The following is a 23917-nucleotide window of genomic DNA, read 5'->3' on the forward strand; positions in this document are numbered from 1 at the left end:
CGCGGTGTGGGCCGCGCATTTCTCCTTCTCCTCGCCATGCCGTCCGTACGCATGGCCGAGTCATGTCCGACCGCCCCGGGCGGCCCGGACATTCCACCGCGTTGCCGCCTGCTGTCGACCACCGTCGGCTTCGCGGGCGCGGCCCACCCCCTCGTACACCGGTCGTTCAACCGACGGTTCCGTCCAAGGGGTCCTTCTCATGCCATTCGCTGTCTACGTGCTCGGGCTGGCGGTCTTCGCCCAGGGCACGTCCGAGTTCATGCTGTCCGGTCTCGTCTCAGGCATCGCCGCCGACCTGGGGGTGGCCCTGCCCGCGGCGGGGCTGCTCACCTCGGCGTTCGCCGTCGGGATGGTGATCGGGGCGCCGCTCACCGCGCTGCTCAGCCGCACCTGGCAGCCGCGCCGCGCCCTGTTGCTCTTCCTCTCCGTCTTCGTCGCCGTCCATGTGATCGGGGCGCTCACCCCGGGATACGGGGTGCTGCTCGCGACCCGGGTCGTCGGGGCCCTCGCGAACGCGGGGTTCTGGGCCGTCGCCCTGACGACCGCGATCGGGCTGGTCGAGCCGCATGCCAAAGCGCGGGCCACCGCCGTCGTGGTGGGCGGGGTCACCGTCGCCTGCGTCGTGGGGGTGCCCGCCGGGGCGGCGCTCGGTTCTCTGTGGGGCTGGCGGTCGGCGTTCTGGGCGGTGGCCCTCGTCTCGGTACCGGCGCTCGTCGCCCTCGCGAAGGCCATTCCGCCGGGCCGCCGCGGCACCGGGGCGACGGGCGCGCGCGGTGAACTGCGCTCCCTGAGCCGCCCGCGGCTCCTGCTGACCCTGCTCGTCATGGCGCTCGTCCAAGGGGCGACCTTCTGCGCGTTCTCGTATCTGGAACCGCTGGTCACCCAGGTCACCGGGTTCGGCACCGGGTGGGTGCCCGCTGTCCTCGCGCTCTTCGGCGTGGGCTCGTTCATCGGCGTCACCGTCGCGGGCCGTATCGCCGGAACCCGGCCGGCCGCGTTCATCGGGGCCGGTACGACCGCGCTGGCCCTCGGCTGGGCGGTCCTCGCGCTCACGGCGGGCAACCCGGTCGCGGCCCTCGCCCTGGTGCTCCTCCAGGGCGCGCTGGCCTTCGCGACCGGGACGGCGCTCATCACCCGGGTCCTCCAGCTGGCCCCCGACGCCCCGACGCTGGCCGGCTCGTTCGCCACCGCCGCGTTCAACGTGGGCGCCGCGCTGGGCCCGTGGCTCGGCGGCCTGGCCCTCGGATCGGGCCTCGGCTTCCGCGCACCGCTCTGGGTCAGCGCCTTTTTGACTGCCGCGGCGCTTACCCTTTCGGCGCTGCTGATGCGCGTACGGACCGGTGACGGGAAGGCGTTGGAGGGGGCGGCGGTCTGAGCGGTACGTCACCGGCCGTCCCTGGTCCCCCACCCCGCAGCGTCACCGCGCCGAGCACGGACGCGCCCGCCGGGGTGAGGGTGTGCAGGACGGTCGAGGCGTGCCGGCTGCTGGTGATCAGTCCCGCGTCGCGCAGTGCGGTGGCGTGTCTGCTGGCCGATGAGGCGGAGACCCCCGCCGCGCGGGCGATCTCACCGGTCGTGGCCCCGGTGGCGGCCGCGCAGAGCGCGGCGGCCCTGGCCCGTCCGAGCAGAGCCGTCAGCGAGCGGGGCGCGCCGTCCAGGGCGTCGGCCGGTGGGGCCGCAGGTTCGTGCAGCAGGGGGTAGCACAGGACCGGGGGCAGCTCGGGATCGGCGAGGGTGACCGGATTGTGCCGCAGGAAGTACGAGGGGAGGAGCTTCAGCCCTCGGCCGTTGAGGTGCAGAACCCGGCCCTCCACGGGGTAGCGGACGTGCAGCGTGGGGCGCTTCCAGCGAATGCCGGGGTTCAGGCCCTCCAGCATTGCCTCGACGCCCCCGTCCAGGAGACCGCGGCAGCGCGCCGACCGTTCGGCGTCGATGCGGGCCTGCATGTGCTCCGCGTGCGGGGCGAGGGCTGCCTCGTAGTAGGCCCGGAGCACGCGCGTGAACTCCGCCCGTGTTCCGGCGTCGGCTAATCGCGGTGCCCAGGAGGGGGCCCCGACGACACGGTCGAGGATGGCCACCTCGTCCAGGACCCGGCGTGACGGAGTGGCCAGGATCGCTTCGATCCCGGCATCGAGCCCGCCGGACGACTGGAACGGAGTCAGGAAGTCCGGGAAGTAGGCGGCTCTCGGAAAGAGCGGGAACAGTACGTTCCGTACGGCACGGTCGAGTCCGGCGGCCCGGATGCGGACACGCGCGGCCCGGTGCCATTCGGCATGGGCCCAGCGGCCGTTGCGTGACTGCAGGCGATGCAGGCTTGCAGCGATTTCCCAGAGTGGATCGGGCGCGGCGGCCACCTGGATTCTGGCCAGGTCGGCGTCGCTGAAGTGGACGCGGAGCATCTCGTTCCCCCCGATGAGCTCAGCATTTGCGGTCAGCAGCAACAGCATGGCCCGGCTCGGCACTGCTGGGCAATGGTCAGTGACGTGGAGCAGCGGGCAGGTCCGTGCCGTAGGGGCCCTGCGCGATTCGGCGTCGCTCGCCGCTGCCGTTGGTGTGAGCTCACGGGGGAACGGGAGACACGAAGTGACACAGCGGGTGAGGAACGAACGATTCTCGGCGTTACTCAGAGCACTCAAGGAGCGCTCGGGGCTGAGCTATGAAGGGCTGGCGGGCCGAGCGGGGATCGGCCGTTCCACCCTGCACCGCTACTGCGCGGGTGCATCGGTCCCGGTCGGTTTCGGGGTGGCGCACGAACTCGCGAAGGTCTGCGGCGCTTCGGCGCAGGAGCTGCGCGAGCTGCACAAGCTGTGGGCGTTGGCCGACGCCTGCCGCGCCGAGCGCGGCCCGACCGCCGTAACCGGCCCACCTTCGGATGCGGCTCAGGCAACTCAGGCAGTCCAGGTCGTACAGGCGGCTCCGGCAGCTGCGGTCGCCGCCTCGGCGCCTGCCGGGCCGGGACGGGCGCGAGGGGTTCGCAGGGCGTGGCCGTACGGGCTGTGGCACTCGCGGCGTGGCCGTCGCGTGCTGCTGATCGTGCTGTCCCTCGCGGTGCTGGCGGGCACGGCGCCGCTGCTTATCCAGGCGGTGCCCGCCTTCTCCGCCGGTCAGGAACCGGGGGCGGCGAGGGCCGGTTATTGCTCTCCGCGCGGTGCGACAGCGCGGTGAGCATGGGGCAGCGGGGCCCCGAGTCGCCTTCCCCGGGCGCCGTGCACTGACCACCCGTCTGCGGGACCTGCCTGCGAGGTGAGGGACCGCTGCCGGGCCACGGCGAGGTGCTGCCGCGGCCCGGCGTGCGAGCTCTCCCGCGCCGACCGGATCAGGCCGCGTACGAACCGGTGGCCAGGCCGGTGGTCTGGAAGTAGAAGACGAACTCCTGGCTGTCCCTGACGTCGGTTGCGATGACCTTCCAGCTGCCCCCCGTTGTGTACTTGTAGGAATCCTGGCAGTCGAAGGAGCCGCTGCTCAATTTGAAGCACACCATGACGTAACGGTTGGTGCTCGTCTTGATGTTGATGTCGGCGCACCGGGTCGACGTCTTGAAGACGCTGGTCGTGTGCCGGCCGTCGGCCTTGGAGTAGGAGCCCGCTCCGTCGTAGCAGGAGACCTGTACGCCCAGGTCGCCCTGCGGTGCGGCGCTGGCGGCCCCCGTGAATCCGCCGAAGGCCAGAGCGACGCTACTGGCGGCGACGGTAAGTCCCTTGAGCTTCTTCTGCACTGTCTCTCCCCTGACTTTCGCGTGTCCCCACGCCGGTTGGCCGGCGTGAGGCCGATCGGAGCCTCCCCTTCTGGCTCCGAGCTGCGACAGGTATGTCACGAGGCGAGGACGGCGGACAACGATCGGAACGGCTTCTGGGATGCTGGGATATCCCACCCCGGCTGAGCTGCGGAAAGGCCGGGAAGCCGAGTACGCGGGCGAGACGGGCGGCTGGTGACCGCACACGGAAGGGCCGCCACTCCCGAGCGGGGGAGTGGCGGCCCTTTGGGTGTTCAGGCGTGCGGGTGCGCTTGTGAATCAGAGAACGCGGACCGCGCCGGTCGGCATGTCGTAGTCCAGCGAGCGCTGCACGGTGCCCGTGCTGGAGTTCTGCGCGCCGACGAACTGGCCGCCGCCCACGTAGATCGCGACGTGGTACGCGCTGCCCGCGCTGCCCCAGTACAGGATGTCGCCGGGCTGGAGGTTGCTCAGCGAGACCTGGGTGCCGAACGTCGACTGGCTCTGCGAGACGCGCGGCAGGTCGATGCCCACCGAGCCGTACGCGGCCTGGACGAGCCCGGAGCAGTCCCACGAGTTGGGGCCGGTGCCACCGGGCACGTACGCGTCGCCGACCTGCGCCTTGGCGAAGGCCACGATGGACGCGGCGGAGCCCGTGGCGCTCGACGTGGACTGCGAGGGCGAGGAGGAGGACGCGGAGGAGCCCGTGGAGGCGCTGAGCGTCGTGCGCTCGGCGGTACGGGAGGCGCGCTCGGCGGCCTCTTCGGCTGCCTCGGCCCTCGCCTTGGCGGCGGCCTCTGCCTTCTTCTTGGCCTCAGCCTTGCGTACTGCCTCCGCCTTGGCCTTCTTGGCCTTCTTGGCGGCGGTCTCTGCTGCGGCGTCCTCGTGGGCCTGCGTCTCCAGGTCGAGGGCGACCTGCTGCGTGGCCTCGGCGGACGCCGCGACGGCGGGGGAGAGCCCGGAGGTGATGGTGGGCATCTCGATGGTCTGGGTCACCGGCTCGGCCTGAGCCGGACCGGCGGCACCGGCGACCGCGATGGTGCTGAGGACGCCACCGGCAACTCCGGCTCGCAGTGCCGTCTTCGAAGCACTCTGGCGGGGTTTCCGGTGGCTGGGTATGTGAGCGGTGTGGGACATGAGAACTAGCGCTATCAGGGCATCCGGGGTCCCTTCAAGAAAGGTGTGTTGCGACACAGTTACGTCCGGAACCTGTGAATCCGCTTTCTGGAGACCCTTATTGACGCCGTAACGGGCAAATCGGGCATGGGTCATCCCTGCTGTGATCACCAGCTTTCAGTAATACGTCCGGATTGCCCGGCGCTTACCATCCGTTCACACCGATGGCCAAGCCCGCTTTAGTTGAAGCCTACGTGGAGTGATGCAGGTCACAGCGTGAGTCGGCCATCACGGGCAACCGCGCGGGCGGGTGGGGGGTGCGGGGGCCGGGGCGCCGCGTCCGGGCTGACGGGAAGTCAGGTTGGGATGCGTCGGGGGTTGGCCGAGGCTCGGCCGGAGGGTGGATCGCGGGTCGGCCGAACGGGTCGCGCGCCTCCGCGCGATGCATCCGGGTGTGCGTCGCTCACGCGTCCGGAAGTTCGTGAATGGATGCACATGTCCACATCGCACCCCGGGAGCTCCCCTTCCGGGTGAGCGCGGGATGCCGCCGAGTCCTTTACCACCCCGCGCCGTCCATCTCCAATTTGCCTGAGCGACCACTCGATTGATACTGCGGCACGCCTCTGACCAGCGGTAACCGCATCAGATGTCACGTCTCGTGATCAGTCGACTGCTTCGCGTATGAAGATCACTGCTCATCCCGCTTCATGATCCTTCGCCGGGTGGCGGAGATCACAAAGACGTAGTAGTACCCCGTGTCGCAGATCACAGGACCGCAGGCATAGGATGCGGGGCAGTCGGGCTTGTGAACTGCCTCACATGTGCACGATCTTGGTGAGGTGGCGAGCCGGTCGCCCGATGCGGTCCAACGGTCAAGGACGACTGGAAGGAGCGAGGAGCGTGAATGCCTACGCGCCCATCCTCGTGCTCGGCGCCCTCGGGGCAGGGTTTGCGATCTTTTCCGTGGTCATGGCCACGCTTATCGGCCCCAAGCGCTACAACCGGGCAAAGCTCGAAGCGTACGAGTGCGGTATCGAACCCACCCCCACTCCGGCCGGAGGCGGCCGCTTCCCCATCAAGTACTACCTGACGGCGATGCTTTTCATCGTCTTCGACATCGAGATCGTCTTCCTCTATCCCTGGGCGGTCACCTTCGACGCCCTGGGGATCTTCGGGCTCGTCGAGATGCTGCTCTTCGTGCTCACCGTCTTCGTCGCCTACGCGTATGTATGGCGCCGCGGCGGCCTGGAATGGGACTGAGGGGCTGAGGGGCACCATGGGACTCGAAGAGAAACTGCCAAGCGGCTTTGTGCTGACAACGGTGGAAGAGGCCGCCGGCTGGGTACGGAAGTCCTCCGTCTTCCCCGCCACCTTCGGCCTCGCCTGCTGCGCCATCGAGATGATGACGACCGGAGCCGGGCGCTACGACCTGGCCCGCTTCGGTATGGAGGTCTTCCGCGGTTCGCCGCGACAGGCGGATCTGATGATCGTCGCGGGACGGGTCAGCCAGAAGATGGCGCCCGTCCTGCGGCAGGTCTACGACCAGATGCCGAACCCCAAGTGGGTCATCTCCATGGGGGTTTGCGCATCATCGGGCGGAATGTTCAACAACTACGCCATTGTGCAGGGTGTTGATCATATTGTGCCGGTTGATATCTATTTGCCGGGATGCCCGCCGCGTCCCGAGATGCTGATCGACGCCATCCTCAAGCTCCACCAGAAGATCCAGGGCACCAAGCTCGGGGTCAACGCGGAGGAGGCCGCCCGCGAGGCGGAGGAGGCGGCCCTCAAGGCACTCCCCCTCATCGAGATGAAGGGGCTGCTGCGATGAGCGACGAGCTGAACACCAACAGTGGTCAGGTGCCCGCCCCGCGCGACGACTCCGGCGAGGTCATCGGCGTACGCAAGGGGATGTTCGGCGCCGACAACGGCGGCGACACCTCCGGCTACGGCGGCCTCGTCCGTACCGTGACTCTCCCGGGAGCCACCACCCGCCCGTACGGCGGCTGGTTCGACGAGGTGGCCGACGAGCTCGAAGGGGCCCTGGAGGAACAGGACCTGCTTCCCGCCGACGCCATCGAGAAGACCGTCGTCGACCGGGGCGAACTCACCTTCCACATCGCCCGGGAACACCTAGTCCAGGTCGCCAGGACCCTGCGCGACGACCCGGCCCTGCGCTTCGAGCTCTGTACGGGCGTGAGCGGCGTCCACTTCCTCGGAGACGCGGGTCGCGAGCTGCACGCCGTCTACCACCTGCGCTCGCTCACCCACGGCCGGCTGATCCGCCTGGAGGTGTCGGCCCCGGACAGTGATCCGCACGTCCCGTCCCTCGTCGCGGTCTACCCGACCAACGACTGGCACGAGCGCGAGACGTACGACTTCTTCGGGCTCGTCTTCGACGGGCATCCGGCCCTGACCCGGATCATGATGCCGGACGACTGGCAGGGCTTCCCGCAGCGCAAGGACTACCCCCTCGGCGGCATCCCCGTCGAGTACAAGGGCGCCCAGATCCCGGCTCCGGACCAGCGGAGGTCGTACTCCTGATGACCACTCCCCACGCGACACCCAGGGCCACGACCGAGGGGACTGTATATACAGTCACCGGCGGCGACTGGGACGAGGTCGTCGAGTCGGCCCTCAAGGCCGACGACGAGCGCATCATCGTCAACATGGGACCCCAGCACCCGTCCACGCACGGCGTGCTCAGGCTCATCCTGGAGATCGACGGCGAGACCGTCACCGAGGCCCGCTGCGGCATCGGCTACCTCCACACCGGCATCGAGAAGAACCTCGAATTCCGGAACTGGGTCCAGGGCACCACCTTCGTCACGCGCATGGACTATCTGACGCCGTTCTTCAACGAGACGGCGTACTGCCTGGGCGTGGAGAAGCTCCTCGGTATCGAGGACCAGATCCCCGACCGGGCCACCGTCCTGCGCGTGCTGCTGATGGAGCTCAACCGGATCTCCTCGCACCTGGTGGCCATCGCCACCGGTGGCATGGAACTCGGCGCCACGACGATCATGATCTACGGATTCCGGGATCGTGAACTCGTTCTCGATCTCTTCGAGCTGATCACCGGCCTCCGGATGAACCACGCGTTCGTCCGGCCCGGCGGACTCGCCTCGGACCTGCCCCCGGGCGCGGTCGACCAGCTGCGCGAGTTCATCAAGACCATGAAGAAGAACCTGCCGGAGTACGACAAGCTCGCCACCGGCAACCCCATCTTCAAGGCCCGCATGCAGGACGTCGGCTATCTCGACCTGACCGGCTGCGTGGCGCTCGGCGTCACCGGCCCGATGCTGCGCTCGGCCGGACTCCCGCACGACCTGCGCAAGACCGACCCGTACTGCGGCTACGAGAACTACGAGTTCGACGTGCCCACCGCGGACACCTGCGACGCCTACGGCCGCTTCCTCATCCGCCTGGAAGAGATGCGCCAGTCGCTGCGGATCGTCGAGCAGTGCCTGGACCGGCTGGCGCCGGGCCCGGTCATGGTCGCCGACAAGAAGATCGCCTGGCCCGCGCAGCTCGCGCTCGGGCCCGACGGACTCGGCAACTCGCTCGACCACATCAAGAAGATCATGGGCACCTCCATGGAGGCCCTGATCCACCACTTCAAGCTGGTGACCGAGGGCTTCCGGGTTCCGGCCGGACAGACGTACACCGCGATCGAGTCGCCCAAGGGCGAGCTCGGCGTGCATGTCGTCTCGGACGGCGGCACCCGCCCCTACCGGGTCCACTTCCGTGACCCGTCCTTCACCAACCTCCAGGCCATGGCAGCGATGTGCGAGGGCGGCCAGGTCGCCGACGTCATCGTCGCCGTCGCGTCCATCGACCCCGTGATGGGAGGCGTCGACCGGTGACCGGAATCAATCAAGAGGTCAGTCTGGGGATGCCGCAGCTCCCCGCCCCCGGCTACCCGGCCGAGGTGCGCGCCCGGCTCGAAGCGGACGCGAAGGAGGTGATCGCCCGCTACCCCGGCAGCCGCTCCGCGCTGCTGCCGCTGCTCCACCTCGTGCAGTCCGAGGAGGGGTACGTCTCCCGTACGGGCATGGCCTTCTGCGCCGAAGTGCTCGACCTCACCACCGCCGAGGTGAACGCGGTCGCGACCTTCTACACGATGTACCGGCGCCGGCCGAGCGGCGACTACCAGGTGGGTGTCTGCACCAACACCCTGTGCGCGGTCATGGGCGGCGACGCCATCTTCGACCGGCTCAAGGACCACCTGGGCGTCGGCAACGACGAGACGACCGAGGACGGCAAGGTCACGCTCGAACACATCGAGTGCAACGCGGCCTGCGACTTCGCTCCCGTCGTGATGGTGAACTGGGAGTTCTTCGACAACCAGACGCCCGAGAGCGCGACGCAGCTCGTCGACGACCTCATCGCGGGCCGGACCGTCGAGCCCACCCGCGGCGCTCCGCTGTGCACCTACAAGGACACGGCCCGCATCCTGGCCGGCTTCCCCGACGAGCGCCCCGGCGCCGTCGAGGCCACCGGCGGGGCGGGCCCCGCCTCGCTGATCGGGCTGAGGCTCGCCAAGGGCGAGGCCCCGCACGCGCGCGTGGTCGGCCCGCGCGGAGAGTTCCCCCGGGACGCACCGCACAAGGGCGGCGAGCACCTCAGCTCCCACGACGCACCGCAGCAGACCTCGGCCTCCGACCCGGACCACCCGGCCGGTCCTGTCGCCGAGGAGGGGGAGTGATGACGTTGGCTGCCGAAATCGACAAGAACGGGACCAGTCCCGAGAAGCTTCTGGCACCGGTCCTGTCCGCCTTCTGGGATCAGCCGGAATCCTGGACCCTGGAGACCTACCGGCGTCACGACGGATACGAGGGCCTGCGCAAGGCCCTCGCCATGTCGCCCGACGACCTCATCGCGTACGTCAAGGACTCCGGTCTGCGCGGACGAGGCGGCGCCGGCTTCCCCACCGGGATGAAGTGGCAGTTCATCCCGCAGGGCGACGGCAAGCCGCACTACCTGGTCGTCAACGCCGACGAGTCGGAGCCCGGGACCTGCAAGGACATCCCTCTCCTCTTCGCCAACCCGCACAGCCTCATCGAGGGCATGGTGATCGCCTGCTACGCGATCCGCTCCTCGCACGCCTTCATCTATCTGCGCGGTGAAGTCGTCCCCGTACTACGGCGTCTGCACGAGGCGGTCCGTGAGGCGTACGAGGCCGGATACCTCGGGAAGAACATCCTGGGCTCCGGGCTCGACCTGGAACTCACCGTGCACGCCGGCGCCGGCGCGTACATCTGTGGTGAGGAAACCGCACTGCTCGACTCGCTCGAAGGGCGGCGGGGCCAGCCCCGGCTGCGGCCCCCCTTCCCCGCGGTCGCGGGTCTGTACGCCTGCCCCACTGTGGTGAACAACGTCGAGTCGATCGCCTCGGTTCCCGCGATCCTGAACCGGGGCAAGGACTGGTTCAAGTCGATGGGCAGCGAGAAGTCCCCGGGCTTCACGCTGTATTCGCTCAGCGGGCACGTCACCAGCCCCGGTCAGTACGAGGCCCCGCTCGGCATCACCCTGCGCCAGCTCCTCGACATGAGCGGCGGCATCCGGGCCGGTCACCGCCTGAAGTTCTGGACCCCAGGCGGCTCGTCCACCCCGATGTTCACCGAGGAACACCTCGACGTCCCGCTCGACTACGAGGGCGTCGGCGCCGCCGGTTCCATGCTCGGCACCAAGGCGCTCCAGTGCTTCGACGAGACCACCTGTGTCGTCAGGGCCGTCACCCGCTGGACCGAGTTCTACGCCCACGAGTCCTGCGGCAAGTGCACGCCCTGCCGCGAAGGCACCTACTGGCTGGTCCAGTTGCTCCGCGACATCGAAGCGGGCAAGGGCCGGATGTCGGACCTGGACAAGCTCAACGACATCGCCGACAACATCAACGGCAAGTCCTTCTGCGCCCTCGGCGACGGCGCCGCCTCGCCGATCTTCTCCTCGCTGAAGTACTTCCGCGAGGAGTACGAGCAGCACATCACGGGCAAGGGCTGCCCCTTCGATCCCGCCAAGTCGACCGTCTGGGCCGACGACAAGAACGCTCACCGGGGGGTGAACGCATGACAGTCACCACGAGTGCGCCCTCCGGGGGCGGCGAGGCGGCGGTTCCGCCCGAGGACCTTGTCACGCTGACCATCGACGGCATCGAGATCAGCGTGCCCAAGGGCACCCTCGTCATCCGGGCCGCCGAGCTCCTCGGCATCGAGATCCCGCGCTTCTGCGACCACCCGCTCCTCGACCCCGTGGGCGCCTGCCGCCAGTGCATCGTCGAGGTCGAGGGCCAGCGCAAGCCGATGGCGTCCTGCACCATCACGTGCACCGACGGCATGGTCGTGAAGTCGCAGCTCACCTCGCCCGTCGCGGAGAAGGCCCAGAAGGGTGTGATGGAGCTGCTGCTCATCAACCACCCGCTGGACTGCCCCGTCTGCGACAAGGGCGGCGAGTGCCCCCTGCAGAACCAGGCGATGTCGCACGGCGGCACCGACTCCCGGTTCGACGGGAAGAAGCGCACGTTCGAGAAGCCCGTTCCGATCTCCACCCAGGTGCTGCTGGACCGTGAGCGGTGCGTGCTCTGCGCGCGCTGCACCCGGTTCTCCAACCAGGTGGCGGGCGACCCGATGATCGAGCTGCTCGAGCGCGGCGCGCTCCAGCAGGTCGGTACGGGACAGGGCGACCCCTTCGAGTCGTACTTCTCCGGCAACACCATCCAGATCTGCCCGGTCGGAGCGCTGACCTCGGCGGCGTACCGATTCCGCTCCCGGCCCTTCGATCTGGTGTCGTCGCCCTCGGTGTGCGAGCACTGCGCGGGCGGCTGCGCCACCCGTACGGATCACCGGCGCGGCAAGGTCATGCGGCGCCTGGCGTCCAACGACCCCGAGGTCAACGAGGAGTGGCTCTGCGACAAGGGCCGTTTCGGGTTCCGTTACGCCCAGCAGCGCGACCGGCTCACCACGCCGCTCGTACGCAACGCGGACGGCGTACTCGAACCGGCGAGCTGGCCCGAGGCACTGGAGACGGCGGCCCGCGGGTTCGCCGCCGCCCGGGGCCGTACCGGCGTCCTCACCGGCGGCCGGCTGACCGTCGAGGACGCGTACGCGTACAGCAAGTTCGCGCGGATCGCCCTCGACACGAACGACATCGACTTCCGGGCCCGCGTCCACAGCAGTGAGGAGGCCGACTTCCTGGCCGCCCATGTGGCCGGGCGCGGCCGTGACCTGGACGGCAGCGGTGTCACGTACACCTCGCTGGAGAAGGCCCCGGCCGTCCTGCTGGTCGGTTTCGAGTCCGAGGAGGAGGCGCCCGGCGTCTTCCTCCGGCTGCGCAAGGCCAACCGGAAGCACGGTCAGCGGACCTTCGCCCTCGCCACGCACGCCACGCGCGGTCTCACGAAGGCGGGCGGCACGCTGCTTCCCGCCGCCCCCGGCACCGAAACCGAGTGGCTCGACGCGCTCGCGGGCGGCGTCGGCCTCGACGGTGACGGAGCCGTCGCGGCCGAGGCGCTGCGCGGCACAGGCTCGGTGATCGTCGTCGGCGAGCGGCTGGCCGGAGTGCCGGGCGCGCTGAGCGCCGTCGTACGGACCGCCGCCGCCACCGGCGCCACGCTCGTGTGGATTCCGCGGCGGGCCGGCGAGCGGGGCGCGGTGGAGGCGGGCGCACTGCCCTCACTGCTGCCCGGCGGACGCCCGGCGACCGACCCGCGGGCCAGGGACGAGGTGGCGTCCGTCTGGGGCGTCGCCCAACTCCCCTCCCGATACGGCCGCGACACCGGCCAGATCGTCGAGGCCGCGGCCACCGGCGAACTGGGCGCGCTGCTCGTCGCCGGGGTCGGGACCGTGGACCTGCCGGACCCGGCCCGCGCCCTGGAGGCACTGGACCAGGTCGGCTTCCTGGTCTCGCTGGAGCTGCGGCCCAGCGAGGTCACCGAGCGGGCCGATGTGGTCTTCCCCGTCGCGGCGGTCGCCGAGAAGCCCGGGACCTTCCTCAACTGGGAGGGCAGGGCCCGGATGTTCGAGGCGGCACTGAAGCCCGAGCAGATGCCGCGGACGCTCGCCCCGAGCGACGCACGGGTGCTGCACATGCTGGCCGACGCACTGGATGCGAGCCTTGCGCTGCCGGATCTGAAGGCGGCCCGCCGTGAGCTGGACCGGCTCGGCGGCTGGGCAGGGTCCCACGCCGACGACCCCAGGGAGCCGGCGCAGCCGCTGCCCCGGCCCGGCGACGGCGAGGCGGTCCTCGCGGGCCACCGGATGCTGCTCGACCTGGGCCGGCTCCAGGAGGGCGACGAGGCGCTGGCCGGCACCCGGCACGCGGCCGTCGCCCGGCTGTCGGCGACCACCGCGGCGGAGACCGGAGTGAAGGACGGCGACCTGCTGGCCGTCACCGGCCCCACCGGCACCGTCCAATTCCCGCTGGCCGTCACCGTCATGCCGGACCGGGTGGTCTGGGTGCCGTTGAACTCCGTCGGGAGGGGCGTCCCCGCGGACACGGGTGCGCAGCCCGGCGGACTGGTCCGGATCGGCCCCGCCGCCGGAGCCCCCGCAGACTCACCGGAGGTGCGAGCGTGACTGGCCTCGCTCAACTCGCCGCGGCACCGCAGGGTTCGGTGCTCGCCGCCGAGGATCTCTCGATGTTCGGCACCGACCCCTGGTGGCTGGTCGCCATCAAGGCGGTCTTCTGCTTCGCGTTCCTGATGGTGACCGTGCTCTTCTCCATCGTGTGGGAGCGCAAGGTCGTCGCCTGGATGCAGCTGCGCATCGGACCCAACCGGCACGGCCCCTGGGGCCTGCTCCAGTCCCTCGCCGACGGCATCAAGCTGATGCTGAAGGAAGACCTCATCGTCAAGCGGGCGGACAAGGTCGTCTACGTCCTGGCGCCGATCATCGCCGCCATCCCCGCGTTCATGGCGATCGCGGTGATCCCGTTCGGCCCCGCGGACAACGAGGTCTCGATCTTCGGGCACCGTACGGCGATGCAGCTGACCGACCTGCCGATCGCGATGCTGTACATCCTCGCGGTCGCTTCGGTCGGTATCTACGGCATCGTGCTGGCGGGCTGGTCCTCCGGATCGACGTACCCGCTGCTGGGCGGATTGCGTTCCTGCGCCCAGATGATCAGCTACGAGATCGCCATGGGCGCCGCGTTCGCCTCGGTCTTCCTCTACTCCGGGTCGATGTCGACCTCGAAGATCGTGGAGGCGCAGGAGGACCGCTGGTTCATCATCCTGCTGCCGGTCTCCTTCATCATCTACATCGTCACGATGGTCGGTGAGACCAACCGGGCCCCGTTCGACATGCCGGAGTCCGAGGGCGACCTCGTCGGCGGCTTCAACACCGAGTACTCGTCGATCAAGTTCGCGATGTTCATGCTCGCCGAGTACGTCAACATGGTCACCGTCTCGGCGGTCTCCGTGACCCTGTTCCTGGGCGGCTGGCGGGCTCCGTACCCGATCAGCACCTTCTGGGAGGGCGCGAACCACGGCTGGTGGCCGATGCTCTGGTTCGTCATCAAGGTCCAGCTGCTGCTGTTCTTCTTCATCTGGCTGCGCGGCACACTGCCCCGCGTGCGCTACGACCAGCTGATGAAGCTCGGCTGGAAGGTCCTGATCCCGGTCTCGGTGGTCTGGCTGATGCTGGTAGCCACCGTCCGCGCGCTGCGCAACGAGGGCTACGACTTCTCGAAGATCGTCCTGTACGTCGCCGGAGCCGTGATCGCGATCCTGCTGATCTCCTTCGTCGTCGACATCTTCCGCGACCGCAAGGCCAAGGAGGCGGACGCGGCGGCCGGACCGGAGCCGGCGTTCGACCCGATGGCGGGCGGGTTCCCGGTGCCGCCACTGCCCGGACAGACCCTGCCGCCCGTGCCGCGGCGCAGATCGCGACGTGAGCGGGAGCTCGTTGTCAGTGGCGGGTCGGATACTCACAGTGACGAGAATTCGAGTGACGGAAAGGAGGATGACGGTGTCTGAGTCATCAGAGCCCTCAGGGGAGAAATTCCAGAATCCTGTGGCCGGCTTCGGCGTGACCTTCAAGGCCATGTTCAAGAAGCGGCTGACGGAGCAGTATCCGGAGACGCAGAAGGTGACGGCGCCGCGCTTCCACGGCCGGCATCAGCTCAACCGTCATCCGGACGGCCTGGAGAAGTGCATCGGCTGCGAGCTGTGCGCCTGGGCCTGTCCGGCCGACGCGATCTACGTGGAGGGCGCGGACAACACCGAGGAGGAGCGCTACTCCCCGGGTGAGCGCTACGGCCGCGTCTACCAGATCAACTATGCGCGCTGCATTCTCTGCGGACTGTGCATCGAGGCGTGCCCCACGCGGGCGCTGACGATGACGAACGAGTTCGAGCTCGCCAACACCACCCGCGAGAGCCTCATCTACACCAAGGACGAGCTGCTCGCCGGGCTGGAGGAAGGCATGGTCGACAGTCCGCACGCGATCTTCCCCGGCATGGACGAACAGGACTACTACCGGGGCCTGGTGACCGAGGCCGCGCCGGGTACGGAACGTCAGCAGGCGGTCTCCAAGGGCGAGAACGAGAAGGCAACCGCGGACGAGGAGGTGGACGCATGACCGGCCTGGCCGCTGCGGCCTCCACCACCTCGACCGGCGAGGCCGTCCAGTTCTGGATTCTCGGCACGGTCGCCGTGATCGGCGCACTCTCCACCGTCCTGATGAAGAAGGCCGTGCACAGCGCGCTGTCGCTCGCCGGGACCATGATCATCCTCGCGGTCTTCTACCTCGCCAACGGGGCGTACTTCCTCGGTGTCGTCCAGATCGTCGTCTACACCGGCGCGATCATGATGCTGTTCCTCTTCGTGGTCATGCTCGTCGGTGTCACGGCGGCGGACTCGCTGAAGGAGACGCTCAAGGGCCAGCGCTGGCTGGCCGTCGGCTGCGGGCTCGGCTTCGGCATCCTGCTCTGCGCCGGCATCGGCAACGCCTCGCTGAACAACTTCAACGGGCTGGGCGCCGCCAACGCTGCGCACGGTGGGAACGTCGAGGGGCTCGCCAGCCTCATCTTCACCAAGTACGTCTTCGCCTTCGAGATCACCGGCGCCCTGCTGATCACGGCGACCGTCGGCGCGATGGTGCTCACGCACCGCGAGCGCACCGAACGGGCCAAGACGCAGCGGGAGATGTCCGAGGACCGGGTGCGCAGCAGCCACCTTCCGCCGCTGCCCGCGCCGGGTGTCTACGCCCGGCACAACGGGGTGGACATCGCGGGTCTGCTCCCGGACGGCACCCCGTCCGAGCTCACGGTCATGCAGACGCTGCGCCAGCGCGGCCAGATGCGTGACGTGTCGAACGAGGCACTTGCCGACCTCAAGGCGCTGGAACAGCGCTCGGGGGCACGGCTGGGCCGTGACAACGACGAAGAGGAGGTCGCCAAGTGAACCCGGTCAACTACCTCTACCTCGCGGCCCTTTTGTTCACCATCGGCGCCTCCGGGGTGCTGATCAGGCGGAACGCGATCGTGGTGTTCATGTGCGTGGAGCTGATGCTCAACGCGTGCAACCTCACGCTCGTCACGTTCTCCCGGATGCACGGCAACCTCGACGGCCAGATCATCGCTTTCTTCACGATGGTCGTCGCCGCCGCGGAGGTCGTGGTCGGGCTCGCGATCATCGTGTCGCTGTTCCGCTCCCGCCACTCGGCTTCGGTCGACGACGCCAGCCTGATGAAGCTGTAAGGGGTCGGAATCGTGGAGAATCTGATTGCGCTGCTGGTCGCGGCGCCTCTGCTCGGAGCGGCGGTGCTGCTGTGCGGCGGCCGTCGGCTCGACCGGGCCGGCCACTGGATCGGCACCTTGTTCGCCGCCGCCTCGTTCGTCCTCGGTGTCGTGCTCTTCAGCGCCATGCTGGGGTACGAGACCGAGGCGCGGACGATGCGTCAGTATCTGTACAGCTGGATTCCGGTCGAGGGCTTCCAGGCCGACGTCGCCTTCCAGCTCGACCAGCTGTCGATGACGTTCGTGCTGCTGATCACCGGTGTGGGCACCCTGATCCACATCTACTCGATCGGCTACATGGAGCACGACGAACGCCGTCGCCGCTTCTTCGGCTATCTGAACCTCTTCCTCGCGGCGATGCTCCTGCTGGTCCTCGCCGACAACTACCTGCTGCTGTACGTCGGGTGGGAGGGCGTCGGTCTGGCGTCGTACCTCCTCATCGGCTTCTGGCAGCACAAGCCCAGCGCGGCGACCGCCGCCAAGAAGGCGTTCCTGGTCAACCGCGTCGGCGACATGGGTCTGTCGATCGCGATCATGCTGATGTTCACCACCTTCGGCACCTTCGCCTTCGGTCCGGTGTTCGCGGCGACCGGAGAGACGAGCGAGGGCAAGCTGACGGCGATCGGCCTGATGCTTCTCCTGGCGGCCTGCGGCAAGTCGGCCCAGGTGCCGCTGCAGTCCTGGCTCGGTGACGCGATGGAGGGCCCGACCCCGGTCTCGGCCCTCATCCACGCCGCCACCATGGTGACCGCGGGTGTCTATCTGATCGTCAGGTCCGGCGCGATCTTCAACGCCGCTCCCGATGCCCAGCTGGCCGTGGTCGTCGTCGGCGCGGTCACGCTCCTGTTCGGTGCGATCGTCGGTTGCGCCAAGGACGACATCAAGAAGGCCCTCGCCGGGTCGACGATGTCGCAGATCGGCTACATGATCCTTGCCGCGGGCCTCGGCCCCATCGGCTATGTTTTCGCGATCATGCACCTGGTGACGCACGGCTTCTTCAAGGCCGGGCTCTTCCTCGGTGCCGGTTCGGTCATGCACGGCATGAACGACGAGGTCGACATGCGGAAGTACGGCGGCCTGCGCAAGCACATGCCGGTCACCTTCGTCACCTTCGGCCTCGGCTATCTCGCCATCATCGGATTCCCCGGACTGTCCGGCTTCTTCTCCAAGGACAAGATCATCGAGGCCGCCTTCGCCAAGGGCGGCACCGAGGGCTGGATTCTCGGCTCCGTCGCCCTGCTGGGCGCCGCGATCACCGCGTTCTACATGACGCGGGTGATGCTGATGACCTTCTTCGGCGAGAAGCGCTGGCAGCCGGACGCCGAGGGCCACGAGCCGCACCCGCACGAGTCCCCGAAGTCGATGACGATCCCCATGATCCTGCTGGCCTTCGGCTCGGTGTTCGCGGGCGGGTTCTTCTCCATCGGCGACCGCTTCATGCTCTGGCTGGAGCCCGTCACCAAGCACGAGCACGGGCACCCGCCGGTCAGCGCGACCACCGTCACCGGCGCCACCATGGTGGTGCTCGTCATCGGTGTCGCCATCGCCTGGGCGATGTACGGGCGCAGGTCGGTCCCGGTCGTCGCCCCGCGCGGTTCGCTGCTCACCCGGGCCGCCCGCCGCGATCTCCTCCAGGACGACTTCAACCACGTGGTCCTGGTCCGTGGCGGCGAGCACCTCACCCGCTCGCTGGTCTACGTCGACCACAGTCTGGTCGACGGCGTCGTCAACGGTACGGCCGCTTCGGTCGGCGGGCTCTCCGGCCGGCTGCGCAAGCTGCAGAACGGCTACGCCCGCACCTACGCGGTCTCGATGTTCGGCGGTGCGGCGGTTGTCATCGCCGCGACCCTGCTGATGAGGGCGGTCTGATCACCATGTCCTTTCCCCTCCTGACAGCGACGGCGGCGCTTCCGGCGATCGGAGCGATCGCCACCGCCGCCGTCCCGGCCGCGCGGCGCACCGCCGCCAAATGGCTGGCCCTGCTGGTCTCGCTCGGCACCCTCGTCCTGGCGGGCCTCGTGTTCGCCCGCTTCGAGCCCGGCGGTGACCGGTACCAGCTGACCGAATCCCACGCCTGGATCGCGGACTTCGGTGTGCGGTACGAGCTGGGCGTGGACGGCATCGGGGTGGCGCTCCTCGCGCTCACCGCCCTGCTGATCCCGTTCGTGATCCTGGCGGGCTGGCACGACGCCGACCCCCTGGAGACCAAGTCCTCGCGGTGGCGCCCCACTCAGGGCTTCTTCGCCCTGATCCTGATGGTCGAAGCGATGGTGATCCTCTCCTTCGAGGCCACCGACGTCTTCCTCTTCTACATCCTCTTCGAAGCCATGCTCATCCCGATGTACTTCCTCATCGGCGGCTTCGGGGACCGGGCGCACTCCGGCAGCGACGAGAACGCCGCGGCCCAACGCTCGTACGCCGCGGTGAAGTTCCTCCTCTACAACCTGGTCGGCGGACTCATCATGCTGGCCGCGGTCATCGGTCTGTACGTCGTCGCGGGGAGCTTCTCGCTCTCCGAGATCGCCGAGGCCCGGGCCAATGGCTCGCTGGACATGGCGACCAGCACCGAGCGGTGGCTGTTCCTCGGGTTCTTCTTCGCCTTCGCGGTGAAGGCGCCCCTGTGGCCGCTGCACACCTGGCTGCCCAACGCCATGGGCGAGGCCACGGCGCCGGTCGCCGTGCTGATCACCGCGATCGTCGACAAGGTCGGCACCTTCGCGATGCTCCGCTTCTGCCTCCAGCTGTTCCCGGAGGCCAGCAAGTGGGCGACCCCGGTGATCATCGTGCTGGCGCTGATCTCCATCGTGTACGGGGCGCTGGTCGCGGTCGGCCAGCGCGATATCAAGAGGCTGATCGCGTACGCCTCGATCTCGCACTTCGGCTTCATCATCCTCGGCATCTTCGCGATGACGAGCCAGGGCCAGTCCGGCGCCACGCTCTACATGGTCAACCACGGGATCTCGACGGCCGCGCTGATGCTGGTCGCCGGATTCCTGATCACACGGCGCGGCTCCCGGCTCATCGCCGACTACGGCGGGGTGCAGAAGGTGGCACCGGTCCTGGCCGGGACCTTCCTGATCGGCGGTCTGGCCACGCTCTCCCTGCCGGGGCTCGCGCCGTTCGTCAGTGAGTTCCTGGTCCTGGTCGGCACGTTCAGCGTGTATCCGGCGGCGGGCATCATCGCCACTTCCGGCATCGTGCTGGCCGCCCTCTATGTCCTCGTCCTCTACCAGCGGACGATGACGGGACCGGTCAAGGCGGAGGTCCAGGGCATGCCCGACCTCAAGGTCCGGGAGCTGGCGGTCGCTCTTCCGCTGATCGCGGTGCTGATCTTCCTCGGGGTCTTCCCGAAGCCGCTGACCGAGGTCGTCAACCCCGCGGTCCAGCACACCATGCAGGACGTACAGAAGCAGGACCCCCAGCCCGAGGTGGAGGCCGCCAAGTGAGCGCAACAGCTGTCCACAGCCTGTGGACAACGGTGGGCGGGGTGACATCGGCCGCTCCGGACGAGAAGTTCACGGCGCCGACCATCGAGTACGCCCAACTGGCGCCCGTCCTGATCGTCGTCGGCGCCGCCGTCCTCGGCGTGCTGGCGGAGGCGTTCGTCCCGCGCAGGGGCCGGTACTACACGCAGGTGTTCCTGACCGTCGTCGCGCTCGCCGCCGCCTTCGCCGCCGTCATCGGCCTGGCGGCCGGCGGGTACGGCACGACGAAGGCCCACATCGCGGCGATGGGCGCCATCGCCGTGGACGGCCCCGCGCTGTTCCTGCAAGGCACCATTCTCCTGGTCTCCATGGTCGCCGTGTTCACCTTCGCGGAACGGCGCCTGGACCCGGAGACGCACGGCAACCACGTCGACTCCTTCGCCGCACAGGCCGGCTCCGTGCCGGGCAGCGACAGCGAGAAGGCCGCGGTCCGGGCCGGATTCACCACGACCGAGGTCTACCCGCTGGTGCTCTTCGCCATCGCGGGCATGCTGGTCTTCCCGGCCGCCAATGATCTGCTGACGCTCTTCATCGCGCTGGAAGTCTTCTCCCTCCCGCTCTACCTCCTGTGCGCCGTCGCCCGCCGCAAGCGGCTGATGTCGCAGGAGGCCGCGGTGAAGTACTTCCTGCTCGGCGCCTTCTCCTCGGCGTTCCTGCTCTTCGGGATCGCCCTGCTCTACGGGTACGCGGGCTCCGTCTCGTACGCCACCATCGCCAACGTGGTGGACGGCTCCGTCCAGGGCATCGACCCGGCGCTCGCCGACACCATGGGCAACGACGCACTGCTGCTCATCGGCGGCGCGATGGTCGTGACCGGTCTGCTCTTCAAGGTCGGTGCCGTCCCGTTCCACATGTGGACGCCCGACGTCTACCAGGGCGCCCCGACCCCGGTCACCGGGTTCATGGCAGCCGCCACGAAGGTCGCCGCCTTCGGTGCGCTGCTGCGCCTGCTGTACGTGGTGCTGCCGGGCCTCGCCTGGGACTGGCGCCCGGTCATGTGGGCGGTCGCCATCGTCACGATGCTGGGTGGCGCGATCGTCGCGATCACCCAGACCGACATCAAGCGGCTGCTCGCCTACTCCTCCATCGCGCACGCGGGCTTCATCCTCGCGGGTGTCATCGCCACCACGCCGCAGGGGATCTCCTCGGTCCTCTTCTACCTGGTCGCGTACTCCTTCGTGACGGTCGGCGCCTTCGCCGTCGTCACCCTGGTGCGCGACGCGGGCGGCGAGGCGACGCACCTGTCGAAGTGGGCCGGGCTCGGCCGGCGCTCGCCGCTGGTCGCCGCGGTCTTCGCGGTGTTCCTGCTGGCCTTCGCCGGCATTCCGCTCACCTCCGGCTTCTCCGGGAAGTTCGCCGTGTTCAAGGCGGCGGCGGAGGGCGGCGCGGGCGGCCTGGTCGTGGTCGGTGTGATCTCCTCGGCCATCGCCGCGTTCTTCTACATCAGGGTCATCGTCCTGATGTTCTTCAGCGAGCCGAAGGCGGACGGCCCCACGGTCGCCGTCCCGTCCCCGCTGACGATGACGACGATCGCGGTCGGAGTGGCCGTGACACTGGTGCTGGGCCTGGCCCCGCAGTACTTCCTGGACCTGGCGAGTCAGGCCGGAGTGTTCGTGCGGTAGCCGGGGAAGCACGCACTGTCCTCCACGCCGGACGGGCTCGGTCTTCGAGCCCGTCCGGCGTTGTCGTAGGCGCCGCCTATCGTGGTGGGGGACGGGACAGGTCGGACAGGGCGGACCACGGGGGACAGAGCAGATGAGCGGGACGGGCGTGACCATGAGTGTGGCCGAGAGCGAAGCGCAGCAGACGCTTCACCGGGTGTTCGGGTACGAGGCGTTCCGCGGTGAGCAGGGCGCCGTCATCGACCATGTGGTGGCGGGCGGCGACGCCGTCGTGCTCATGCCGACCGGTGGCGGCAAGTCCCTCTGCTACCAGATCCCGGCCCTGGTCAGGCCCGGCACCGGCATCGTGATCTCGCCGCTCATCGCCCTCATGCAGGACCAGGTGGACGCCCTGCGGGCGCTGGGCGTGCGGGCCGGGTTCGTCAATTCCACGCAGGACTTCGACGAGCGCCGCTCGATGGAGTCCCAGTTCCTCGCGGGCGAGCTCGACCTGCTCTACCTCGCCCCCGAGCGGCTGCGCCTGGACTCCACCCTCGCGCTGCTCGCCCGCGGCGAGATCTCCGTCTTCGCCATCGACGAGGCGCACTGCGTCGCGCAGTGGGGCCACGACTTCCGCCCCGACTATCTGGCCCTCTCCGTGCTGGGCGAGCGCTGGCCCGACGTACCCCGCATCGCGCTCACCGCGACCGCGACGGACGCCACGCACCAGGAGATCACCCAGCGTCTGGGAATGCCGGACGCCAAGCACTTCGTGGCGAGCTTCGACCGGCCCAACATCCAGTACCGCGTCGTGCCGAAGGCCGACCCGAAGAAGCAGCTGCTGACCTTCCTCGAGGAGGAGCACGCCGGGGACGCGGGCATCGTCTACTGCCTCTCGCGCAACTCGACCGAGAAGACCGCCGAATACCTCTGCCGCAACGGCATCGAGGCCGTGCCGTACCACGCGGGCCTGGACTCCGGGACGCGCGCCCTGCACCAGTCGCGCTTCCTGCGCGAGGAGGGCCTGGTCGTCGTCGCGACCATCGCCTTCGGTATGGGCATCGACAAGCCCGACGTCCGCTTCGTCGCCCACCTCGACCTGCCCAAGTCGGTCGAGGGGTACTACCAGGAGACCGGCCGTGCCGGCCGTGACGGCGCACCGTCCACGGCCTGGATGGCGTACGGGCTCCAGGACGTCGTCCAGCAGCGCAAGCTGATCCAGGGCGGCGAGGGCGACGAGGCGTTCCGGCGCCGCGCGGCCTCCCACCTCGACTCGATGCTGGCCCTGTGCGAGACGGTCCAGTGCCGCCGCGCCCAGCTCCTGACGTACTTCGGCCAGGAGCCCGGAGGGGAGACCTGCGGCAACTGCGACACCTGCCTCACCCCGCCCGAGACCTGGGACGGCACGGTGGTCGCGCAGAAACTGCTGTCCACGGTGGTGCGGCTGAAGCGGGAGCGCGGCCAGAAGTTCGGCGCGGGCCAGATCATCGACATCCTGCTCGGCCGGAAGACCGCGAAGATCATCCAGTTCGATCACGACCAGCTCTCGGTCTTCGGCATCGGCGAGGAGCTGGCCGAGGCCGAATGGCGGGGCGTGGTGCGCCAGCTGCTGGCCCAGGGCCTCCTCGCCGTCGAGGGCGAGTACGGCACGCTGGTGCTGACCGACGACAGTGCCTCCGTCCTCGGACGTGAGCGGGAGGTGCTGCTGCGCAAGGAGCCGAAGAAGCCCACGTCCCGGTCCTCGTCCTCCTCGAAGAGCGAGCGCAGGGGCAAGGCGGCAGCCGCCGTCGCCGAGCTCCCGGAGTCGGCCGTCCCGGTCTTCGAGGCACTGCGCGCCTGGCGCGGCGCCCAGGCGAAGGAGCTGGGGCTCCCGGCGTACGTCATCTTCCACGACGCCACCCTGCGGGAGATCGCCGCACTGCGTCCCGGCTCTGCGGCCGAGCTGGGCGGGATCAGCGGCCTGGGCGAGAAGAAGCTCGCCACGTACGGCGAAGGGGTGCTGGAGGTGCTCGCGACGTTCGGCGAGGCCGACACCGACACCGACACCGACACCGACGCCGACACCGAGACCGAGACCGAGACCGAGACCGGAACCGGAACCGGAACCGGAACCGGAACGGTGGCGGTGGAAACACCCCAGCCGGCCGAGCGACCTGCCGTACCGGCGACCAGGGAAGCCCCCGGGCGCCCCGTCCACGCCGCGGCCCCGGACCCGGAGTTCGGCTGGGACGAGGAACCGCCCGAGTACGAGTGAGCCGTGACCGCGG

20 protein-coding genes are annotated in these 23917 nt (G+C 69.1%); 17 read left to right on the forward strand and 3 right to left on the reverse strand.

All coding sequences use genetic code 11. The features are described from left to right. Positions 1–199: 199 nt before the first annotated feature. Positions 200–1375 (forward strand): Cmx/CmrA family chloramphenicol efflux MFS transporter, encoded by a 1176-nt coding sequence (locus tag ACFT7S_RS22410; protein ID WP_382734613.1) that lies wholly within the window; start codon positions 200–202, stop codon positions 1373–1375. Here the strand turns inward: ACFT7S_RS22410 and ACFT7S_RS22415 are convergent. Then, complete coding sequence (locus ACFT7S_RS22415) at positions 1305–2399, reverse strand: ArsR family transcriptional regulator (protein ID WP_382734769.1); 1095 nt, start codon at positions 2397–2399, stop codon at positions 1305–1307. The genes ACFT7S_RS22410 and ACFT7S_RS22415 overlap by 71 nt on opposite strands. A gap of 196 nt (positions 2400–2595) precedes the next feature. Here ACFT7S_RS22415 and ACFT7S_RS22420 point away from each other — a divergent pair, with 196 nt between their 5' ends. After that, positions 2596–3165: a helix-turn-helix domain-containing protein gene (locus ACFT7S_RS22420; RefSeq protein WP_382734615.1), complete on the forward strand. Its 570-nt coding sequence runs from the start codon at positions 2596–2598 to the stop codon at positions 3163–3165. A 151-nt stretch (positions 3166–3316) separates the two neighbouring features. On the opposite strand, the gene ACFT7S_RS22425 is transcribed toward ACFT7S_RS22420, so the two are convergent. Further along, positions 3317–3715 carry a hypothetical protein gene (locus ACFT7S_RS22425; RefSeq protein ID WP_382734617.1) on the reverse strand — a complete coding sequence of 133 codons (399 nt, stop codon included), beginning with the start codon at positions 3713–3715 and terminating at the stop codon, positions 3317–3319. Between the two features lie 297 nt (positions 3716–4012). Continuing rightward, the gene (locus ACFT7S_RS22430; protein ID WP_382734619.1) at positions 4013–4849 is read right to left on the reverse strand and encodes a C40 family peptidase; all 837 of its coding nucleotides are present in this window, start codon (positions 4847–4849) and stop codon (positions 4013–4015) included. Between the two features lie 879 nt (positions 4850–5728). Here ACFT7S_RS22430 and ACFT7S_RS22435 point away from each other — a divergent pair. The 15 genes from ACFT7S_RS22435 to recQ all read left to right on the forward strand — a co-directional run bounded on the left by ACFT7S_RS22435 (position 5729) and on the right by recQ (position 23904). Further along, a complete protein-coding gene (locus ACFT7S_RS22435; protein ID WP_003992243.1) occupies positions 5729–6088 on the forward strand; it encodes an NADH-quinone oxidoreductase subunit A in 360 nt (119 codons plus the stop codon). A gap of 16 nt (positions 6089–6104) precedes the next feature. Next, the gene (locus tag ACFT7S_RS22440) at positions 6105–6659 is read left to right on the forward strand and encodes an NADH-quinone oxidoreductase subunit B family protein (RefSeq protein ID WP_185299164.1); all 555 of its coding nucleotides are present in this window, start codon (positions 6105–6107) and stop codon (positions 6657–6659) included. Further along, the gene (locus ACFT7S_RS22445) at positions 6656–7372 is read left to right on the forward strand and encodes an NADH-quinone oxidoreductase subunit C (protein WP_382734622.1); all 717 of its coding nucleotides are present in this window, start codon (positions 6656–6658) and stop codon (positions 7370–7372) included. Before ACFT7S_RS22440 ends, ACFT7S_RS22445 begins: the two co-directional genes overlap by 4 nt. Further along, a complete protein-coding gene (locus ACFT7S_RS22450; RefSeq protein WP_382734624.1) occupies positions 7372–8694 on the forward strand; it encodes an NADH-quinone oxidoreductase subunit D in 1323 nt (440 codons plus the stop codon). Before ACFT7S_RS22445 ends, ACFT7S_RS22450 begins: the two co-directional genes overlap by 1 nt. A 29-nt stretch (positions 8695–8723) precedes the next feature. Further along, on the forward strand, positions 8724–9536 hold the full coding sequence (gene nuoE / locus ACFT7S_RS22455; RefSeq protein WP_382734771.1) for an NADH-quinone oxidoreductase subunit NuoE: 813 nt from the start codon (positions 8724–8726) through the stop codon (positions 9534–9536). Then, positions 9536–10900: an NADH-quinone oxidoreductase subunit NuoF gene (gene nuoF, locus ACFT7S_RS22460; protein ID WP_382734626.1), complete on the forward strand. Its 1365-nt coding sequence runs from the start codon at positions 9536–9538 to the stop codon at positions 10898–10900. The genes nuoE and nuoF overlap by 1 nt, the downstream gene beginning before the upstream one ends. Further along, a complete protein-coding gene (locus ACFT7S_RS22465) occupies positions 10897–13401 on the forward strand; it encodes an NADH-quinone oxidoreductase subunit G (RefSeq protein ID WP_382734628.1) in 2505 nt (834 codons plus the stop codon). The genes nuoF and ACFT7S_RS22465 overlap by 4 nt, the downstream gene beginning before the upstream one ends. Next, a complete protein-coding gene (nuoH, locus tag ACFT7S_RS22470; protein ID WP_382734630.1) occupies positions 13398–14801 on the forward strand; it encodes an NADH-quinone oxidoreductase subunit NuoH in 1404 nt (467 codons plus the stop codon). The genes ACFT7S_RS22465 and nuoH overlap by 4 nt, the downstream gene beginning before the upstream one ends. Then, positions 14788–15405, forward strand: coding sequence for an NADH-quinone oxidoreductase subunit NuoI (gene nuoI, locus ACFT7S_RS22475; protein ID WP_382734632.1), 618 nt, complete (start codon positions 14788–14790; stop codon positions 15403–15405). Before nuoH ends, nuoI begins: the two co-directional genes overlap by 14 nt. Further along, the gene (locus tag ACFT7S_RS22480) at positions 15402–16229 is read left to right on the forward strand and encodes an NADH-quinone oxidoreductase subunit J (protein ID WP_382734634.1); all 828 of its coding nucleotides are present in this window, start codon (positions 15402–15404) and stop codon (positions 16227–16229) included. The genes nuoI and ACFT7S_RS22480 overlap by 4 nt, the downstream gene beginning before the upstream one ends. Further along, positions 16226–16525, forward strand: a complete 300-nt coding sequence (gene nuoK / locus ACFT7S_RS22485) for an NADH-quinone oxidoreductase subunit NuoK (RefSeq protein WP_382734636.1) — start codon at positions 16226–16228, stop codon at positions 16523–16525. The genes ACFT7S_RS22480 and nuoK overlap by 4 nt, the downstream gene beginning before the upstream one ends. A gap of 12 nt (positions 16526–16537) precedes the next feature. After that, positions 16538–18433, forward strand: a complete 1896-nt coding sequence (nuoL, locus tag ACFT7S_RS22490) for an NADH-quinone oxidoreductase subunit L (RefSeq protein ID WP_382734638.1) — start codon at positions 16538–16540, stop codon at positions 18431–18433. 5 nt (positions 18434–18438) lie between these two features. Next, positions 18439–20010: an NADH-quinone oxidoreductase subunit M gene (locus ACFT7S_RS22495; protein WP_382734640.1), complete on the forward strand. Its 1572-nt coding sequence runs from the start codon at positions 18439–18441 to the stop codon at positions 20008–20010. Further along, positions 20007–21671, forward strand: coding sequence for an NADH-quinone oxidoreductase subunit NuoN (nuoN, locus tag ACFT7S_RS22500; protein ID WP_382734642.1), 1665 nt, complete (start codon positions 20007–20009; stop codon positions 21669–21671). The genes ACFT7S_RS22495 and nuoN overlap by 4 nt, the downstream gene beginning before the upstream one ends. A gap of 154 nt (positions 21672–21825) precedes the next feature. Next, positions 21826–23904, forward strand: a complete 2079-nt coding sequence (recQ, locus tag ACFT7S_RS22505) for a DNA helicase RecQ (protein WP_382734773.1) — start codon at positions 21826–21828, stop codon at positions 23902–23904. Positions 23905–23917 lie beyond the last annotated feature (13 nt).

The sequence above is a fragment of the Streptomyces sp. NPDC057136 genome (genome assembly GCF_042670885.1).
Lineage (GTDB): Bacteria > Actinomycetota > Actinomycetes > Streptomycetales > Streptomycetaceae > Streptomyces.

Bases quoted from the DNA above. Each gene is read 5' to 3' on its own strand.
- ACFT7S_RS22465 (WP_382734628.1), top strand. From the start codon at position 10,897: ATGACAGTCACCACGAGTGCGCCCTCCGGGGGCGGCGAGGCGGCGGTT.
- recQ (WP_382734773.1), top strand. From the start codon at position 21,826: ATGAGTGTGGCCGAGAGCGAAGCGCAGCAGACGCTTCACCGGGTGTTC.
- ACFT7S_RS22480 (WP_382734634.1), top strand. From the start codon at position 15,402: ATGACCGGCCTGGCCGCTGCGGCCTCCACCACCTCGACCGGCGAGGCC.
- ACFT7S_RS22440 (WP_185299164.1), top strand. From the start codon at position 6,105: ATGGGACTCGAAGAGAAACTGCCAAGCGGCTTTGTGCTGACAACGGTG.
- ACFT7S_RS22430 (WP_382734619.1), bottom strand. From the start codon at position 4,849: ATGTCCCACACCGCTCACATACCCAGCCACCGGAAACCCCGCCAGAGT.
- nuoI (WP_382734632.1), top strand. From the start codon at position 14,788: ATGACGGTGTCTGAGTCATCAGAGCCCTCAGGGGAGAAATTCCAGAAT.
- ACFT7S_RS22495 (WP_382734640.1), top strand. From the start codon at position 18,439: ATGTCCTTTCCCCTCCTGACAGCGACGGCGGCGCTTCCGGCGATCGGA.
- ACFT7S_RS22445 (WP_382734622.1), top strand. From the start codon at position 6,656: ATGAGCGACGAGCTGAACACCAACAGTGGTCAGGTGCCCGCCCCGCGC.
- ACFT7S_RS22450 (WP_382734624.1), top strand. From the start codon at position 7,372: ATGACCACTCCCCACGCGACACCCAGGGCCACGACCGAGGGGACTGTA.
- ACFT7S_RS22415 (WP_382734769.1), bottom strand. From the start codon at position 2,399: ATGCTCCGCGTCCACTTCAGCGACGCCGACCTGGCCAGAATCCAGGTG.
- nuoF (WP_382734626.1), top strand. From the start codon at position 9,536: ATGACGTTGGCTGCCGAAATCGACAAGAACGGGACCAGTCCCGAGAAG.
- nuoE (WP_382734771.1), top strand. From the start codon at position 8,724: ATGCCGCAGCTCCCCGCCCCCGGCTACCCGGCCGAGGTGCGCGCCCGG.
- ACFT7S_RS22410 (WP_382734613.1), top strand. From the start codon at position 200: ATGCCATTCGCTGTCTACGTGCTCGGGCTGGCGGTCTTCGCCCAGGGC.